This is a genomic window from Virgibacillus oceani (genome assembly GCF_041521345.1).
Classification (GTDB): domain Bacteria; phylum Bacillota; class Bacilli; order Bacillales; family Amphibacillaceae; genus Virgibacillus_N; species Virgibacillus_N oceani_A.
The window spans coordinates 1-17,254 of sequence record NZ_JBGOHB010000038.1 but is presented as its reverse complement, the minus strand read 5'-3'; the positions used below and the strand labels follow the sequence as shown (position 1 = coordinate 17,254).

The following is a 17,254-nucleotide window of genomic DNA, read 5'->3' as shown; positions in this document are numbered from 1 at the left end:
ACTGGCAGAACATCCACAGGTGTATCTTAACCGCTCCCCACTAACGTAGTTCATCATGTTTCAGGAAACTACACTCACTTTGGCTTGAAAGCACTGAGCAGTACATCTTAAAACGAATTGGTTGCGATTTAAGACGCTTTTTGGTGTGAATTATTATGAAATAAGGCCAACTGTTCAGAGCTCCTGGTTAAATTACTATCTCACATTTTGACACAATGCTACTGATAATATATTTTACCACAAAATCCTACAATTAACTGCACTTTCTCCAAATTTTATCGAAAAAATATGGAGAAGGAAACGCTGCATAAAAATCGCTTTATTTTGTAATCAGCCTTAGTAAAGCCAAAAGCTCAAGCCGGGTCGACTTGAGCTTTTGAAACAAATTTCTGACATGTATGGCTTCCACCACGAACATCTTTACGCCGGCGTATACGCGGACCTCAGAAAGCAAAGAACGCTTTCAAAAGAATTCCTTTTACGTTAATCCCAGTTTCCTAACGTCTGCAACTATATGTTTTTTATCCCCTTTAGGCCTCACCTCCTCAAAATTCGGTTAAGCCTGTTATTGCATACGTGTTTCCCAGATGTGAAAATCATCCTACCGGTTTTGCTTCGTTCTCCTTTGAAGGCTCTATCCGGTATTTCTTTCTCGTTGCTTCACCCCCTCGTAAATGACGGATGGATTTGTGGTATTCCAGAACCTCCTTCACCCGATTAGCCAGCTCCGGATTTACTTCCGGCAGCCGTTCGGTTAAATCTTTGTGGACAGTGCTTTTAGAAACACCAAATTCTTTCGCTATCACTCGGACGGTTTTTTTTGTCTCAACGACATATTTTCCTATCCTGATAGTTCTTTCTTTGATGTAATCGTGCACACCGTTCGCCTCCCTAAGTTGGATATTTCCGAGGTGCGGTTGAGACAAGGTGTATTTTTATAGTCACTGCTTCCATGCTGCTAAAGTGGATTTGTTTATATATGAAGTTATTATGTATTTGTAAAAATAGGTTTCCTTCATTTTTATGGGAATCTTCTGTTTTCTATTTTTACATATATACATTCCATTAAAGGATGATTGAATATGTCACACAAGCTCTCACCTCAGACAATTTGAATGCTTGGTTTGTAACATTTTATTAATGATCACCCTTGTTTATGATTAAATTTGCATCTTTAACCAAAAAGGACAAGGAGTATTTTAAAATGGGGGACTGGACAATCCAGTAACTTTGAAAATGAGCATACAAATACTTGGGTAAAAAAAGGCAAAATAAAAAGGCATCAAATGAACAATGCCGTGAAGTTTTTATAAAAATGGTTCAATTTTTCCTTCAGGTACTTGAATAATTCTCACTTTCAACTCTTACCGGGATTGCTTCTCTATCTGATTTGGATTATTCCAGTACGCCAAGCCAAGGATCACCCAGGATTTTGCTCATTTCCGGGTCGAATCCTTCGAGCACGCCTAGCCATGGGTCAGCACCGACTACACCAGGGGCAAAAGAAACTCCAATTACGATAGCTGCGATTAGCAATAACTTCTTTCTTTTCATTATTATTCCTCCTAAGTTTTTATATTTCACTTATTAGGAAAAATTGAACCATAGTCAGCAAACTTTTATTCTTTCTTCGTCCGATGTTGAAGTGTTGCTGTACATTCCGTGATACATTCACGAGATATACCTGGTGAAGATCTGCAGTTTTATTTTGTATTCCTTAAAATATTTAGCGGCAACCTGCTGAAGAAGTAGTCACTTCTTTTTTCTATGAAGTAGCTGTATGACTGGAGGAGAAGATCTTTGTCCCGCTTTGCCTTTCCCAAGTAGTAAATCGTGAATGGACTGTTAAGTGGCAATTCATTCAGGATTTCTATTGCTTTATCATTATTTCCTTTGGCAATTTCGAGATGGGCCTGTTCACTTTTATCGTTCGTCGTAATACCATCTGTCTGATTAAAATGAGCGGATAGAAATGGAATGTTATGCTGTTCAATGAACTTGACAACATTTAATAAATTATGGTTCTTGGCAATCTTCAGTGCCTGCTGTAAATGATGCATTCCTTGAAAATACGTGTCAAATGTGTAAGAAAGCCCTAATTTCACATGGGTACTTACCTTTGATATCACACTGTAAGATTGATTTAAAACGCGAAAACCATATTTTCTGGCCATGATGATTTCATTTCTCATTAAGTAATAGGTCATCAGAATCTGGTTTAACCTGATTTTAAAATAGGATAATAATAATTTATCCTGTACGGCGCCGAACATCTCATGCTGAATATCCAAAAAGTTGCCTATTTTATTGAATTGATTTAAGTCATAATAAATACTGACTCTTGTAAATTCAACGATACAGCGCAATTCCGGTTCTTTGGTCTGAATTTGTTTGATCTGCTGAAGCGATTCATGAGGTGTAAATGATCCGAATCTGCGGTCTATATTTATTTGATAAACTTCGGCCCATAATCTGTTCGAAGCATGATCGGATGCTTTATTTTTAGTAATAAGCTGCTTCAGTTCTTTGTAATATCCGTGAATGTACAGGAATTCCATGCCTTTCTTCTGTATATCCAAGGAGGTAGATTGCATGCAATATTGTCTGACCATTTCCGTTAATGTTACATTTTCGTGTTCCTGAGCTAACACTTCCATCAGTTCTTCTAATGTTAAATCCTCCTTGTTCGACAGGAAAATTGTCGGCAAGTGCATAAGGTGGACTCCTTTCTTAAGAATACATGTACACAAGCAGTCATAAGACATTTACGAGGTTTATAATCTAGTTTGTTGTAGCAAATTTTGCTGCTAATCTAACCGCGACTTCTTTACTCTGCCCCAAAACAACAAAATGCTTCCGGTGGGAAGCGCATTAAACACCATCCCAAATCTCTTCGGTGGGACGAGAATATCTCGCAGTCCCAATCTTTGAGAAAACGGTAACGATCTATGTGAGGAAAATTTCGTCATAATTCAGCAATAACTTTTACTTATTTACAATATTAACATATTTTTTTCAAAATTCCAGAAGAATCTTTCGACAAATTTTGCGCTTGATTTTCCGTTGAATAACTCGGAAAATCTCCTCGGCATGGTGTTTTTGAGGAATGAAAAAAGTAAATAGTGGCATTGTCCTTGTCGCATTTGACATGGATAAATGATAAAATCTGCATAAAAATAGCCCTCACCGTAGGATGAGGGCTTGTATTCCAGCTTATTCATTATCTGTTTCTGCAGATGGGTCTGTTACTTCATCTTCTTCCGGATCATTAACAGGATCCGTTACTTCATTTTCAGTTTCACCATCTTCATCTTCGCTGGGAGAAGTTTCCGTTCCGTTTTGTTCTTCTAGCGCATCATCTTCAGATACACTGGACTCTTCACTTTCGTCTGTTGATTCCGTATCTTCAGATGCTTCTTCTGTCAAACTCGCTAAGCTGCTGACAGGCTGTCCAAAATGTTCTTCCGGATTTACTTCCTGCCCGTCTTTTCTAAGTTCGAAATACACATGTGTTCCATTGTCCTGGCCAAATCGATTGTTCCCGGCTGAAGCAATCTTTTCACCTTGGTTAACGGAGTCACCTGCTGACACTTGCACATCTTCCAATGCCGCATAATACGTCATTACCTCATCATCATGTGACATGACGACTACATTCCCTAACAGCGGGTCTTCCTTCACTTCGGTAACTGTTCCACTCAGTGCGGAAATGACATCAAATGCTTCTCCTTCAGGGCCAGCAATTCCAACACCTGTACTTTGATAGTAGCGGTTGTTATAAAGAACCAGTGCGCTTTCCTGATCCTCCTGTTCTGCGTTGTAATCATAAAATTTAGTTACGATTTCTGCTTGCTCTTGATCTGGTACAGGCATTTGTATAATCTCCTGCTGGTCAACTACAGGCTGAGCTTCCTCATCATTTGGCGTCGGCGTATAATCATCCGTTTCCACTTGCTGCTCATCCTCTGAAACCTCAGGGATTTGATTATCCAGGTTTTGATACCAGATTACTGTTGTTAATAGAACAGCTGCAATAGTTAAATAAAGTGCCGGGAAAAACCATTTCTTTCGGAAAATGCGTCTCCACTTATTTTTTGAAGCGCCATTGTTTTCCTCTTTCATATGTTATCACCTCAACAACCATTCTGATCAGAAAAAGGAAAAACTATACATCATTGCATGAAAAATTCTTGTTTTTATGTATTTTTTGGGGGCAACAGGGTAAATTAAGCGGTTATGTTGGTGGTGTTTGGCAAGGTGAGAACTTTTGTGGGGATATTTTGCAGAATGCTATTATTCGCATTTTTTAGATGTTATTACAATAAAATAGAAAGGAGCTGAAATATGATACTTAAACCCCGTAAGAAATCTACTGAATTACGCACCTTACAATCTCTCAATACTCGAATGAACCTGACAAGCAGTATTATTTATTCCTGAAAAAAGGCTTTACAGGAGAAATGAAATTTGATCTATGGACTCAACAGCTTCACTTCAATGTGACTGCATCATATGAAATAATCGATTGCTGCAAATAAATAACACTACTTTCCAAATTGTTCGTTAATTTTCGCCGCAGACAACACCAATCTTTATGAAGTGAAGCATTTTGAAGAAGACTACATTTATGATGCTGGCAAAAATAAATTTTACTAGATCAAAACATTCCCAGTTGCTTTAGTAAGTACACTCCGTCTGACGTTGCCCAATAGTCTATTATCTTACCATCTTTTACAAGAAAAATATCCGTCCCGTTAAAATTCATCTTTTTTCCAACTTCCGCTTTGGCACCGGGCATACCCCCTTTATAGGTCCCAGAGAACCGCCAATGGGCTGAAACGTACGGGGCATCAACGATTGGCCCTACTTCAACCATCATCTTAACATCATTAAAAAAGGAACAACCATCCGTTATAATTCCTTTTAAGGCTTCTACTCCCTTTAATTCGTCCGAAGTTTTTCCATCAGTTCTTGCTTGATGAACCTTGCAATCAGGATCCGTTATATTATCGAGTACAGCAACATCTTCATTCCAAGCCTTCACCCATAATTCATAAATTTCCCTTCCATCATGAATATCCATATCCCTATCCCTCCTCTAAGTTTTTCTCTATTTAGTTTAACATTTTTCCACACGATAATCCGAATACCCAATTAATTCTTTATCATGCCAAAGCAAGAAATACTTAATGCATTACATTAAATGGAAAAAGATGTGAATCCCTGTTCAATCAATTGCTGCTCAAACACGGAATAAATATCCCCGTATAAGGAGCTATGGTTTTTATCAATGAAGTATTCACACTATTCCAGGCTCCTCCAGACAAATCCATGATTTATTTAAGTCACATAACGGAAACGCTTTTTCGGACAACTCATGGAGATGGAGTTGCGCGATGAAGTACTCGAAAATCTCTATCGAAAACCTCATCGGGAATGTTTTGCGCGATGAGGTACCCGAGACGCTTTTTAGTTAACAGGATAATCTGACCGAACCGCGTTACCCCGCCCCACCACCCACAACAACAAAAAACCCTCGCTTATCTGCTCACGAGGGCTGGTGCGGCATCTGTTACCGTACTTATTTCCACATTCTTATAATAATATGTGACAATATCCTGGTAGCTGTTCCCTTCTTCTGCCATACCATTTGCTCCGTACTGGCTCATGCCAATGCCATGGCCATAGCCCTTTGTCGTAAAAATTAAATGATTGTCCCGCTGTTTAATAGTGAAATCACTTGATTGCAGATCCAGCTTTTCTCGTACTTCCCTGCCGGAAATCTCATTTCCGTTTAAAGCAAGATGATCCACCCGCTCACTTTCAGTTCGGGAAACCTCAATATGAAATGCTTCATTATATGGAAGCTCAATCGCTAAGGCTTCTTCTAACTGTTCGATGGAAAATGTCTTCTGGTCCTTGAATTTTGGTGAATCCTCATCCCAATGACTTTCCACACTTCGCAAATACGGCAGTTCATCCTCCCAGTAATCCTCTGAGTTTTCCGTGTAGCCATTACTTGTGGAGAAGAAAGCCGGTGTAATTGGTGCATCATTATGAGTCAATATTTCCCCCTGTGTAGCATTTACCGCTTCTGTAATTTTATTTATTTTCCATTCATAGTCACTGCCCCACTCTTTCTGGAGCTCATAGTCATCCTTATACACCTGGTGCATGACCGTATCTGTCACATCATATTCATCTGAATCATCTGTATACAGTTTATGATTTACGATATATGTTCTTGCGGCAAGTGCCTGGGCTTTTAATGCTTCCTTTTCAAATTCTGCAGGCATTTCCGAGGCTACGACACGAACGACATATTCTTCCAAACCTACATTTTCCACTTCATCGTAGGCATCACGCATCACCGCTACAGAAACAGGGGTGGATGCTAATTCTGCGGCCGGTTCTGCTTTTGTTTCCATTGATGCCGCTTCATGCTGATCTTCATTACCAAAAGGGATCACGATTAACGTTGGGATCACAAGAATAATCATAATTAATGTAGATACAAAAAATACCGACGGAATTTTCCAGGTCATTCTTCTTTTGTTTAAAATATTACGGGGTTTAAATTTCTGGATCGGCTTCACTTTTGGGATATCTGCATTTTTTTCAGCAGAAGTTTGTACTTTTGCTGCTGCTTGCTGCTTTGCTTTAATTTTTTTCAAAACAGCGGCTTGCTTTTTCTTTGCTGGATTGTTTAAATAGGTTCGTTTACGCATCATGTCCCCCTTTTTAAAAAAGTTGGAACGCAAAATAATCTAGCATTCCTACTAATAAATATATACAGGGAATGAAAGTAATAGAACAGGAAATTTTCTTGAAACACAAAACACGGGGACGGCTGCAACAAAATCTTTACGGTGGGACGAGGAACTACTGTACCGCAGTCCCAAATTTTTACGGTGGGACGAGGAACTACTGTACCGCAGTCCCAAAAGAACCGTTCCCGTGTTGCATGTTTATACAAGCACTTCGGGGTTTTGCTGTGTTTTCGCTTTTTCTTTGTCTTCAAGCGTGCGATCGTATAGGTGGCAGGCTACGTAATGATCCCGTTCCACTTCCTGCCATATCGGTTTTTTAATGGAGCAGACTTCCATGGCGAATGGGCAGCGTGTTCGAAATACGCATCCGCTTGGCGGGTTAATCGGGCTTGGTAATTCTCCTTCCAAGATGATCCGTTCCCTGCTTTCTTCAATGTCAGGGTCAGGGATGGGAATGGCAGACAACAGTGCCTGTGTATATGGATGCAGCGGGTTATCGTATAGCTGGCCGCTCGTCGTCAGTTCCACCATATTGCCTAAATACATAACACCAATCCGGTCGGAAATTTGTTTTACCATCGACAAATCATGGGCAATAAACAAGAAAGTCAGGCCTTTATCCTCTTGCAGTTCTTTCAGCAAATTAACCACCTGCGCCTGCACAGAAACGTCCAGTGCGGAAATGGGCTCATCGGCGATGATGAAGTCCGGATTGAGTGCCAGGGAACGGGCAATACCAATACGCTGGCGCTGCCCGCCGCTGAATTCGTGCGGATAGCGGTTGGCATGATCCCTGTTCAGCCCTACCTCTTCCAGTAATTGATAGACTCTGTCCAGCTGTTCTTTTTTACTGTGATATAAACCATGGACTTCCATTGGTTCGGAAATTACTTCTTTTACCGTGGAACGCGGGTTTAACGAAGCATATGGGTCCTGAAAAATCATTTGCATTCTCCGGTAATAATCAAATCTTTCCTTTTCATTCAGTGCGTGAATATCCTTTCCATCATAGCGTACTTCTCCATCTGTTTTTTCATAAAGCCCGAGAATGGTACGGCCGATCGTTGATTTTCCGCAGCCTGATTCGCCAACCAGTCCGAATGTCTCTCCCTTGTTTACATGAAAAGTGACATCATTTACTGCCTGGAGGATCTGACCTTTTCCCATAACAAAATGTTTTTTCAAGTTTTTCACTTGTAATATTTTATCCTGCATGAATTTTCTCCCCTTTATTACTCCCAGTACCGCCTGGCAGCGCAAAGTTCTTTTTCATATTTCGTACCTTCCAAGCTGACGACTTCGATGCCTTTGCCGGTTTGCGGGGAATGGAGCATTTTTCCATCACCATAATAGATACCTACATGATGCAGTGTTCCTTTTCCTTCTTCATAGGCAAAGAAAAGCAAGTCTCCCGGCTCTAGTTTGTCAAAGGCTACTTTTTTTCCGGCTGACGCCTGGTCTCCTGCGTCTCTAGCGATCTGATAACCATTTGCTTTATGAACGGCATAGGAGAGGCCGGAACAGTCATAGCCGAATGAACTCATGCCCCCCCAAAAATAATCAAGGGACAGATAAGCCTCTCCGGCTTTTGCAATGTTACTTCCCGAGCCTTTTTTTAAACCTGCGTCCGATCGGAAAATTTCTAATGACTCCTTTGGTAAATAGTGATTGCCGACAGGCGTTATGACTTCAACACGTTCATTATCATTGGTTTTGACCGGCAAAAATGTCATATAACTGAGTTTCATTACCTTTTCTTTCTTCTCATTTTCAAGCCATGCGTTATCAGTGATCACTGCTGCAGTCTGTTCTTGCTGCCAGTCTGATTTTTTTACTTGCTTCAGCTGGTTTAATGGCACCCAGCCCGGATAGCCCCGCTCATCTTTAATGGAAGGCTGGGAAGGAATGACCACATGCGCCCAATCATCTTTTGTTTTTGTTACCAGTACCGGTTCGCCAAATAACAGTTGGGATTGCACCCGGTTTTCTGTACATAATGCGAGATTCATTTCATACGATAGACTATCAATCCATGCCTCTATACTTGTTGGATTAGCTGTACCTAAGGCGTCGATCTCCCTTGCCGATGCCGGCTCCGTCCAAACGGTCGCAACCTGCACCGCGGTAACCCACATGTCTTCCGGTAATAAATCAAACGTTTGTTTAGTCATTTGTGATGCTCCTTTCACTACTTAAATCCATGTTTAAACCATTTATATGAAAATACTTTGCTGCAATAGCAACATTCAGCTTAGCTTCATCAGATCTGACCCTATGATAAAATCCTTATTCAATTTTTTTACACCTAAACCTGTGCTGTTTCCAAGGCGTATTTGGTTTTTCTGGTAACTGATGCCACCTTCAATCGAATCACCTGTCAGCATTAAAGGCGCATCAAAATCATATCTTGTGACATTTGGCTGACTTGCAGCAAAATGAGCGGCTGCCGTAATACCAAGCTTGGATTCAATCATACTGCCAACCATGCATTCTACGCCATACACTGCTGCCAGTTTCGCAATCTTCATTGCCTGATGAATGCCGCCAGTTTTCATCAACTTAATATTAATGAAATCTGCTGCTTCGTTTTCCAAAATAAGCCTCGCATCCAGCGGGGAAAAGACACTCTCATCAGCCATGATCGGTGTATCCGTGTTGTCTGTTACATATTTCAACCCTGCGAGATCATATCGTTTCACCGGCTGTTCAATGAGTTCAATATTTAACCCGAGGTCTTCCATTTTCCGGATGGCTTTTACTGCTTCTTTTCTTTCCCAACCTTGATTCGCATCAAGACGAATGATTACTTCATTTCCTGCACGCTTTCTAATAGCTTGAATCCGTGCTATATCCTTATTTATATCATCTTTTCCTACCTTGATTTTCAACACGTCAAAACCGTTATTTTTATAAGTGAAGGCGTCCGCTGCCATCTGCTCAGGGCTGTTAACACTTACCGTATAGTCTGTTTCGATTGCTTCGGTGTAGCCGCCAAGGAAATGGGTAAGCGGCATGCCGGCCTTTTGGGCATTGTAGTCATACACTGCCATATCCAGCGCAGCTTTCGCACTTGTATTTCCTACTAAACATGTATGTATCTTTTCAAAGATTTGCTCGTAATGATCCAAAGATTCGCCCAGCAATACCGGTTTTAAAATTTTCGCAATGGCATAATCGATGCTAGCCAGACTATCTCCTGTTATGACATGGGTCGGTGGTGCTTCTCCCCAGCCGGTAATACCATTATCACTCGTTATTTTAACGATAATGGTATCTGCCACGGTAACAGTTCGTAATGCTGTCTTAAATGGCGTGTGCAAAGGAATTTGCATATGATATGTTTCGATATTTTCAACCTTCATGACGATAGTCCCCCAGTTTATTAGTAAAACTTGTATAATTAATAAACGTAACTTTTATGTCGCGCGATTGGGAGGCATGCTTGCGCGTTTTCCCCGGATAATTGCGCGATTCCAAGCCGTGCTCGCACGTTTTTTGTTGCCCTCGCGCGATTTGATAATGCTCTTGCGCGACTTTCCCGCATGTTCGCGCGATTCCGAGACGAGCTCGCGCGCTTTTTCTTGCCCCTCGCGCTATTTGATACTGCTCACGCGCGACTCTCCCGCATGCTCGCGCTATTTCATCCCATTCCCGCTCTATCAAAATGTTTTCGATTATACTGCCTACCATCTATTTTACGCCGGGAAAAACTTTCAGCAATTTGTCCTTTGTTAACAGCTTGGCTTTCACACCAAGCGGTACAGAAAAGTGCGGGAAGCAATGACCGATTTTAAAGCCGGACATTACAGGACATGCCAGGCCGGACAAGTAATCCGTAAACACTTCCTGAACCGAAAGTGTTGTCTTTAAAGTGGATGCTGTTTCGGCAAAGTCCCCAACGATAATGCCTGCAGCTGCTTCCAGTTTTCCGGCCAATTTTAATTGATTCAGCATACCGTCTATTCTATAAGGCTCCTCGCCAATGTCTTCCAACAATAATAGCTTATCCTCCGTGTTTATCTCAAAAGGGGTGCCTAGCGTACTAGCAAGCAGAGACAGGTTTCCGCCAACGAGTTCCCCTGTCCCTTCGCCAGCAACAAGCACATCAAGCGGGGAGATGTTTTCCGTGTAGATGAGTTCAGTTGGTTGAAAAAGCTGTTGGAAAAGCTTTGCGGTAAGTTTATCAAAGTCATCCTTTGCCATGTCGGACACTGCCATCGGCCCGTGAAATGTGACAAGACCTGCCTCTTGCCGGATAGCTGTATGTAAATATGTAATATCACTATATCCCCAAATGATTTTTGGATTTTGTCTCACTAACTGATAATCAATAAATGGCACAATGCGGCCAACGCCATAACCGCCCCTGGCAAAAATGATTGCTTTTACATCCTTATCCGCGATCATCGCATGGAAGTCACCAAGCCGTTCTGTATCTGTACCTGCAAGATAACCGTTTACTTGATCCAGATGCGCACCCAGTTTTACATGGAGACCTTTATTTTCAAAAAAAGAAATGGCTGTTTCCAGTTTATCTGCATTAATAGGGCCTGATGGAGCGGTAATGCCAATGGTATCCCCTTTTTGCAACCGTTCAGGTAATATCATGGTGTTTCCTCCTCATTTGAAAAGAGAGTGGCCCATGCAAATAGATGGGCCATTCTCCTCTTTTCCCTTAAAATTTATTCCACATCTGCATATTTCAGATCGAAATAACCAACCGGGTGGCGCAAGATGCCAGATACTTCTTCTGATTCCAGGACAACCGTATTATAGTAACGGATTGGCATGGCGATCATTTCATCTGCAAGCATTCTTTCTGCCTCATATAAATACTCCCAGCGCTGTTCTTCATCTGTTTCTGCTTTCCCATTTTCAATCAGCTCGTCATATTCCTCACTGGAGAAACCGGTACGGTTCATGTAAGAATCCGTAATAAAGCTTTCCAGGAAGTTTACAGGATCGTTGTAGTCATTAATAAATGAACTCCGGGAGTACTGAAGCTCCAGGTTTTGCTGTGATTCAGCAAAAACGTTCCATTCTGTATTTTCGAGTGTTGCTTCCACACCAAGTGTTTCAGAGAGCATGTTCTGCATTGCCTCTGCCACTTCCTGGTTTAAATCACTTGTATTATAGGATAAAACAATTTCAGGTAATTCATCATAGCCCTCTTCCTCCATACCTTCTTCAAGCAACTGCTGTGCCAGTTCCGGATCAAATGATACGAGCGGTCCATTTTCATCACGGAAATCAGAACCGTCCGGCGCCGTAAATCCTGGAGAAACAAAGCCGTAAGCAGGTTCTACGCCATTTTTAACAACATATTCAGCAATGTCATCTCTGTTTATTGCATGTGCAAACGCTTGTCTGATTTTCTTATTTTGGAAAGGCTCTTCTGTTATATTAAAACGGTAAAATTCAAGCCCGCCATAATCACCAATAAATACATTGTCATCATCAATCAGCTCATCAGAAAGCTCCGGCGGAATACTTGCCGTATGAAGATCTCCGCTTTCAAACATTTGATACTGTGTATTCGAATCATTAACCATGGCAAAATGTACCCCATCCAGTTTCACAGCATCTGCATCCCAGTATGCTTCATTTTTGACCAATACCATTTCACTGTCATGTTCCCATGATTCAAGATCAAATGGCCCGTTTGCCACAAATGTATCTGCTTCTGCATGCCAGTCAGGATTTTCTTCCGCTACTTGATGATTAATCGGGAAGAATGCCGGATTCGTTAATAAATCCAGGAAAAACCCTGTTGGTGAATGCAATACAACTTCCAATGTTTTTTCGTCTACTGCAGTTAGTTGAACATCATCAGCTGAACCTTCTCCTGTATTGTATTCCTCTGCCCCTTCAATAAAATATGCAAGGAATGCTGCTGGAGAAGCTGTTTCTGGATCAAGCATATACTTCCAGGCAAATTCGAAATCTGCAGCTGTTACTGGATCGCCATTTGACCAGTTTGCTTCTTCGCGAATATGGAAAGTATACGTCAGTCCGTCATCCGAAATATCCCAGCTTTCTGCTACGCCTTCCTGCGCTGTATGATCATCAGCAAGACGTGTCAAACCTTCCATCAGGTTGTTCAGTGGATCCCAGGAAACCGCGTCAAACCCAATGGATGGATTCAGTGAGGAAGGTTCTGTTGAATTGTTCAAACGCAATATCTTCTCCCCCGATGCCTCTGTATCCGCATCCCCATCATCGCCATCATCTGTATCTTCTTCTTCTGCAGCATCGACACTGTCGTCTTCCTCAGGCTCCTGCCCGGCATCTTCATTTGCAGTACATGCAGCAAGTACTAGTACAACAAATACTGCAAACAAAACAAGTAAAAACTTCTTCATGCTTAAAGCCCCCTTTGATTATTTTGCTGCTGTGGCAGCTAATAGTTGTTTCGCCCGCGCATCTTGCAGCCAGCAATCCACATTGTGTGAATCACTGATTGCAGTACTTGCGGGATAAACTTTATCACACACCTCCATGGCAAAAGGACATCTGGCTGTAAATGGACATCCCTTGGGAGGTGAGAATAAATCCGGTGGTGTTCCATCAATTGGGATCAATTTCTCCCCCTGTACGTCAAGTCGTGGAACAGATTGCAATAAACCTTGGGTATACGGGTGTTCTCCTTCATAAAAAATCTCCCGTTTTGTCCCTGTTTCAATGATCTTCCCGGCATACATCACAGCAATTCGATCCGCAATTTTCGCAACGACTCCTAAATCATGCGTGATTAATATAATGGCAACCCCAGTCGCTTCTTGAATCTTTGCAAATAGCTCAAGGATTTGTGCCTGTATCGTTACATCGAGCGCTGTCGTTGGCTCATCGGCAATGAGCAGCTCCGGCTCGCAAATGAGCGCAATAGCAATTACAATCCGCTGCCGCATCCCGCCGCTGAATTGGTGCGGGTATTGCTTCAGACGTTCTTCCGGGTTGGGAATGCCCACTAGATCCATCATTTCAAGCGCCTTTTTCTTGGCCGCATCCCCGCTGATTTTCTGGTGTTGACGCAATCCTTCCATCAGCTGTGTACCTATGGTCAATGTCGGATTTAAAGCAGTCATTGGATCTTGGAAAATCATCGATATGTCTACACCGCGAATGGCACGCATCTCTTTTTCCGATTTTTTCGTTACGTCCTGTCCTTTAAATAAAATAGTACCTCCTGCAATTTTTCCGGGCGGATTCGGGATAAGCCGCATTACCGCGTTAACGGTTACACTTTTTCCGCATCCGGATTCCCCTACAATGGCCAGGGTTTCCCCTTTATTTAAGGAGAAGTCAACACCCCGAACGGCTTGAACTGTACCGCCATAGGTTGTAAATGTTACATGCAGATCTTTTACTTCCAGTAATTTTTCCAAGTCTTTTCACCTACTTCCTTAACTTTGGATCCAGGGCATCCTGCAGCCCATCACCTAATACGTTAAAAGCAAACATCGTAAAAGATATGAAGAAGGCCGGGAAGAATAATGTCCACCAGTTACCTGACAGGATAGCTCCGAGCGAGTCATTCGCCATCACACCCCAACTGGCATGCGGTGCCTGAATACCCAGCCCGATAAAGCTTAAAAATGCTTCTGCGAAAATGGCTGTCGGCACGGTCAGTGTCATCTGGACGATAATTGGACCCATCGTATTCGGCAGCAGATTTTTTCGGATAACCCTTGATGTTTTTGCACCAAATGATTGAGAAGCGAGGACAAATTCATAGTTCTTTATTTGCAACACCTGTCCCCGCACAATTCGTGCCATTCCGACCCAACCCGTGACCGTCAATGCAATGATAATCGTCATCAGGCTAGGTCCAAGTACAACAAGCAGTAAAATAACTACGAGCAAATACGGCAGACCGTAAAGAATTTCAATAATACGCATCATGGTTCCGTCCGTTCGGCCGCCTTTATAACCGGCGACACCTCCGTAAATAATCCCGATGGATACATCAATCAAGGCTGCCATAAAGCCGACAAAGAGCGAAATTCTTGCCCCGTACCAGGTCCGGGTGAAAACGTCTCTCCCCAGATTATCCGTTCCAAACCAGTGTTCCGCTGATGGCGCCTGATACTGATTGGATAACACCTGATGATTTACATCATGGGCAGAAAACATGGGGCCAAAGATCGCCATAAAAATTAGTAATACTAAAAATATCAGTCCAAGCATAGCCATCTTGTTCTTCACAAGGCGTTTCCAAGCATCCTGCCAGTAGGAAAGGGATGGTCTGGAAACGGCCTCAGCTGCTTCTGTATCTTTTTCCTTCCAATTAAACCAATCATCAGGAATGTTTGATGGTGATGTAGGAAAGCCTCTGTTGTTATTCGTTTCCATGTTACGATCCCCCTTTCCTGCTTGCTTTAATGCGTGGATCCAGAATGCCATAAGCCACATCCACTAAAAACAGCATGATGATCAGGAAGGCACTGTAAAATACGGTCGTTCCCATAATGACCGGATAATCCCGCTGATTGATGCTCTCCACGAAATATTTACCCATACCTGGGATAGCGAAAATCTCCTCAATTACAAATGTTCCGGTTAAGATTCCTGCGAGCAATGTGCCCATAATGGTTACAACAGGCATCAATGCATTTCTGAGCGCGTGTTTTACAATGATTTTCCAAGGTGATAGCCCTTTTGCCTTGGCCATTTTAATATAATCCTGGGTTAACACTTCAAGCATGGTGGAACGTGTGAGTCTGGCAATAATAGCCATAGGTCCCGTGGCCAGCGCAAGGGTCGGCAGCACCATGTGGGCCGGACTTGACCAAGTTGCGACTGGAAAAATTGACACATTAACGGCAAGCTGCTGAATGAGTAATGTTGCCAGAATAAAGTTCGGTATCGATATCCCTAGCACGGCAAAGCCCATCGCCATATAGTCGATAATTCCGTTATGCCTCAGTGCGGCAAAGACACCGAGGATGACACCTGATAGTACTGCTACCACGATCGTGATGATCCCAAGCTCAGCCGAAATCGGGAAGCCCCTTCCCAGCAGGTCGTTTACCGACTGATCCGGTTTTTTGATGGATGGACCAAAATCAAAGGTAACGATCGATTGAATGTAAAGCAAATACTGAATGTAATACGGCTCATCCAGATTATAATGTGCTTCCAGGTTCGCTTGTACGGTTTCATTGGATGCCCGCTCACTGTTAAATGGCGACCCGGGTATGCTGACCATCAAGATAAACGTAAGTGTGACAATAATCCATAATGTCGCTATCATGATAAGCATTCGTTTTAATATATACCGCAGCATAATGTGCCCCCCTATCATCTACAAATATATCTATCTATAAAACCTTTGCTCTAGTTTCTATGTAAATTTCGTTTGCAGTGCCAGCTCTATCATGACGAGCATTGCCCGGTAAGCCTCCAATATATCCTTTGCTTGATAACGGACGGTTGTTGTGCCGGGTATGATTTCCGTACCAGGCATTAAATGTGCCCATTCCGCCTGTCCGTAATTATTGAATTCTATTTTTAATTCAGGGTTTTCAGGTGGCTTCAAAGGCCTGATATATTTTCGGTTTTCAAGTGCTTCTTTAACCTTATCTGTTAATAATTCTCCCGCCTTTTTTGGTGTGAGACTTTTGACAGCAGATCTTGAAATGGACGCTTTTACAGTAACCGTTGTCATACCCGGAATTAATTCATTTGCCTCTTTAGCTGCCTGATCATCACCGCTTACAAGAATCAGCGGGACATCAAAGTAGCCGGCAACATAGGCATTAAAGCCCATCTCTCCAATAGCATGATCATTTATGTAAAAGTTGCGGATTGCATGTGTCATGGAATGGGACATCACGCCGGGTTTACCTGCGCTGGAATGGTAACCAATAAACATGGCGGCATCATACGTCTCATTCAGTCCCTGCACCATGGAAAGCGGTTTCACATCACCGGTAATTAAAGTGGCTTCATCGTGAAGATGGTCTATTAAGAGATTATTCATTTTCGAGTGACTGTCATTCACAAGTATTTCTTTGCAGCCAAATTGGTGGGCTGCATGAATGACATAGTTCGTTTCTTCGGTCATAATTTTTCTTGCTCGTTCATAATTATGTTCATTCGCAAGTACATATGTATAGTCGGGGATGCCAGTAATCCCTTCCATATCAACTGAAATATACAGCTTCATGATGATAGTCCCCTTTTCTGATATTAGAAATTCAAGCATGTTTAAGTACATAAAGTGAAACTTCATTCAGTGGGGGTTTTAGGCCTACAGGACGTAGGTCATGCAGACGTTGCCACAAGGTATTTCGGTGGGACGAGGAACCACTGTACCGTAGTCCCAGGACGTGGCGATTTTAGTCTGCGTTCCCCCTCCCCCCACTGAAACAACCATGGCTATGCTACGCATCGCCACCAACTACCATGAAAATGAATTTCTAAACGAAATAGAAGTATTCATTTAGAAAAATATGGAGATATAGTTAATAACAATACGACCA

Annotated in this window: 15 protein-coding genes; all 15 read right to left on the bottom strand. The window is 42.2% G+C overall.

Features of this window, described 5'->3' with window-relative positions; translation table 11 throughout:
* Positions 1-596: 596 nt before the first annotated feature.
* The 15 genes from spoIIID to ACDX78_RS20240 all read right to left on the bottom strand — a co-directional run bounded on the left by spoIIID (position 597) and on the right by ACDX78_RS20240 (position 16,938).
* Positions 597-878 carry a sporulation transcriptional regulator SpoIIID gene (gene spoIIID, locus ACDX78_RS20310; RefSeq protein ID WP_486030268.1) on the bottom strand — a complete coding sequence of 94 codons (282 nt, stop codon included), beginning with the start codon at positions 876-878 and terminating at the stop codon, positions 597-599.
* 517 nt (positions 879-1,395) lie between these two features.
* Positions 1,396-1,554, bottom strand: coding sequence for a hypothetical protein (locus ACDX78_RS20305; protein ID WP_486030266.1), 159 nt, complete (start codon positions 1,552-1,554; stop codon positions 1,396-1,398).
* Between the two features lie 149 nt (positions 1,555-1,703).
* Entirely contained in the window at positions 1,704-2,714 is a 1,011-nt protein-coding gene (locus tag ACDX78_RS20300) for an AimR family lysis-lysogeny pheromone receptor (protein WP_486030264.1), read from the bottom strand.
* A gap of 499 nt (positions 2,715-3,213) precedes the next feature.
* A complete protein-coding gene (gene spoIIQ, locus ACDX78_RS20295; protein WP_486030262.1) occupies positions 3,214-4,122 on the bottom strand; it encodes a stage II sporulation protein SpoIIQ in 909 nt (302 codons plus the stop codon).
* A gap of 535 nt (positions 4,123-4,657) precedes the next feature.
* The gene (locus ACDX78_RS20290; protein ID WP_486030260.1) at positions 4,658-5,083 is read right to left on the bottom strand and encodes an ester cyclase; all 426 of its coding nucleotides are present in this window, start codon (positions 5,081-5,083) and stop codon (positions 4,658-4,660) included.
* A 457-nt stretch (positions 5,084-5,540) separates the two neighbouring features.
* Complete coding sequence (gene spoIID / locus ACDX78_RS20285) at positions 5,541-6,731, bottom strand: stage II sporulation protein D (protein WP_486030258.1); 1,191 nt, start codon at positions 6,729-6,731, stop codon at positions 5,541-5,543.
* Positions 6,732-6,968: 237 nt separating this feature from the next.
* Positions 6,969-7,985, bottom strand: coding sequence for an ABC transporter ATP-binding protein (locus ACDX78_RS20280; protein WP_486030256.1), 1,017 nt, complete (start codon positions 7,983-7,985; stop codon positions 6,969-6,971).
* Positions 7,986-8,002: 17 nt separating this feature from the next.
* Positions 8,003-8,941, bottom strand: coding sequence for a C40 family peptidase (locus ACDX78_RS20275; RefSeq protein ID WP_486030254.1), 939 nt, complete (start codon positions 8,939-8,941; stop codon positions 8,003-8,005).
* Between the two features lie 75 nt (positions 8,942-9,016).
* On the bottom strand, positions 9,017-10,132 hold the full coding sequence (locus ACDX78_RS20270; protein ID WP_486030252.1) for a dipeptide epimerase: 1,116 nt from the start codon (positions 10,130-10,132) through the stop codon (positions 9,017-9,019).
* A gap of 328 nt (positions 10,133-10,460) precedes the next feature.
* Positions 10,461-11,378 carry a S66 peptidase family protein gene (locus ACDX78_RS20265; protein WP_486030250.1) on the bottom strand — a complete coding sequence of 306 codons (918 nt, stop codon included), beginning with the start codon at positions 11,376-11,378 and terminating at the stop codon, positions 10,461-10,463.
* A gap of 74 nt (positions 11,379-11,452) precedes the next feature.
* Positions 11,453-13,132: a peptide ABC transporter substrate-binding protein gene (locus ACDX78_RS20260; protein WP_486030248.1), complete on the bottom strand. Its 1,680-nt coding sequence runs from the start codon at positions 13,130-13,132 to the stop codon at positions 11,453-11,455.
* Between the two features lie 18 nt (positions 13,133-13,150).
* Positions 13,151-14,155, bottom strand: a complete 1,005-nt coding sequence (locus tag ACDX78_RS20255) for an ABC transporter ATP-binding protein (protein ID WP_486030246.1) — start codon at positions 14,153-14,155, stop codon at positions 13,151-13,153.
* A gap of 10 nt (positions 14,156-14,165) precedes the next feature.
* Complete coding sequence (locus ACDX78_RS20250; RefSeq protein ID WP_486030244.1) at positions 14,166-15,122, bottom strand: ABC transporter permease; 957 nt, start codon at positions 15,120-15,122, stop codon at positions 14,166-14,168.
* A 1-nt stretch (position 15,123) separates the two neighbouring features.
* The gene (locus tag ACDX78_RS20245; protein WP_486030243.1) at positions 15,124-16,056 is read right to left on the bottom strand and encodes an ABC transporter permease; all 933 of its coding nucleotides are present in this window, start codon (positions 16,054-16,056) and stop codon (positions 15,124-15,126) included.
* 57 nt (positions 16,057-16,113) lie between these two features.
* Positions 16,114-16,938 (bottom strand): M55 family metallopeptidase, encoded by an 825-nt coding sequence (locus ACDX78_RS20240; protein ID WP_486030241.1) that lies wholly within the window; start codon positions 16,936-16,938, stop codon positions 16,114-16,116.
* Between the last annotated feature and the right edge of the window lie 316 nt (positions 16,939-17,254).

Coding starts and splice junctions, on each gene's coding strand:
- ACDX78_RS20240 (WP_486030241.1), bottom strand. CDS start 16,938: ATGAAGCTGTATATTTCAGTTGATATGGAAGGGATTACTGGCATCCCC.
- ACDX78_RS20250 (WP_486030244.1), bottom strand. CDS start 15,122: ATGGAAACGAATAACAACAGAGGCTTTCCTACATCACCATCAAACATT.
- ACDX78_RS20245 (WP_486030243.1), bottom strand. CDS start 16,056: ATGCTGCGGTATATATTAAAACGAATGCTTATCATGATAGCGACATTA.
- ACDX78_RS20300 (WP_486030264.1), bottom strand. CDS start 2,714: ATGCACTTGCCGACAATTTTCCTGTCGAACAAGGAGGATTTAACATTA.
- ACDX78_RS20270 (WP_486030252.1), bottom strand. CDS start 10,132: ATGAAGGTTGAAAATATCGAAACATATCATATGCAAATTCCTTTGCAC.
- ACDX78_RS20265 (WP_486030250.1), bottom strand. CDS start 11,378: ATGATATTACCTGAACGGTTGCAAAAAGGGGATACCATTGGCATTACC.
- ACDX78_RS20260 (WP_486030248.1), bottom strand. CDS start 13,132: ATGAAGAAGTTTTTACTTGTTTTGTTTGCAGTATTTGTTGTACTAGTA.
- ACDX78_RS20280 (WP_486030256.1), bottom strand. CDS start 7,985: ATGCAGGATAAAATATTACAAGTGAAAAACTTGAAAAAACATTTTGTT.
- spoIID (WP_486030258.1), bottom strand. CDS start 6,731: ATGATGCGTAAACGAACCTATTTAAACAATCCAGCAAAGAAAAAGCAA.
- ACDX78_RS20290 (WP_486030260.1), bottom strand. CDS start 5,083: ATGGATATTCATGATGGAAGGGAAATTTATGAATTATGGGTGAAGGCT.
- spoIIQ (WP_486030262.1), bottom strand. CDS start 4,122: ATGAAAGAGGAAAACAATGGCGCTTCAAAAAATAAGTGGAGACGCATT.
- ACDX78_RS20275 (WP_486030254.1), bottom strand. CDS start 8,941: ATGACTAAACAAACGTTTGATTTATTACCGGAAGACATGTGGGTTACC.
- ACDX78_RS20305 (WP_486030266.1), bottom strand. CDS start 1,554: ATGAAAAGAAAGAAGTTATTGCTAATCGCAGCTATCGTAATTGGAGTT.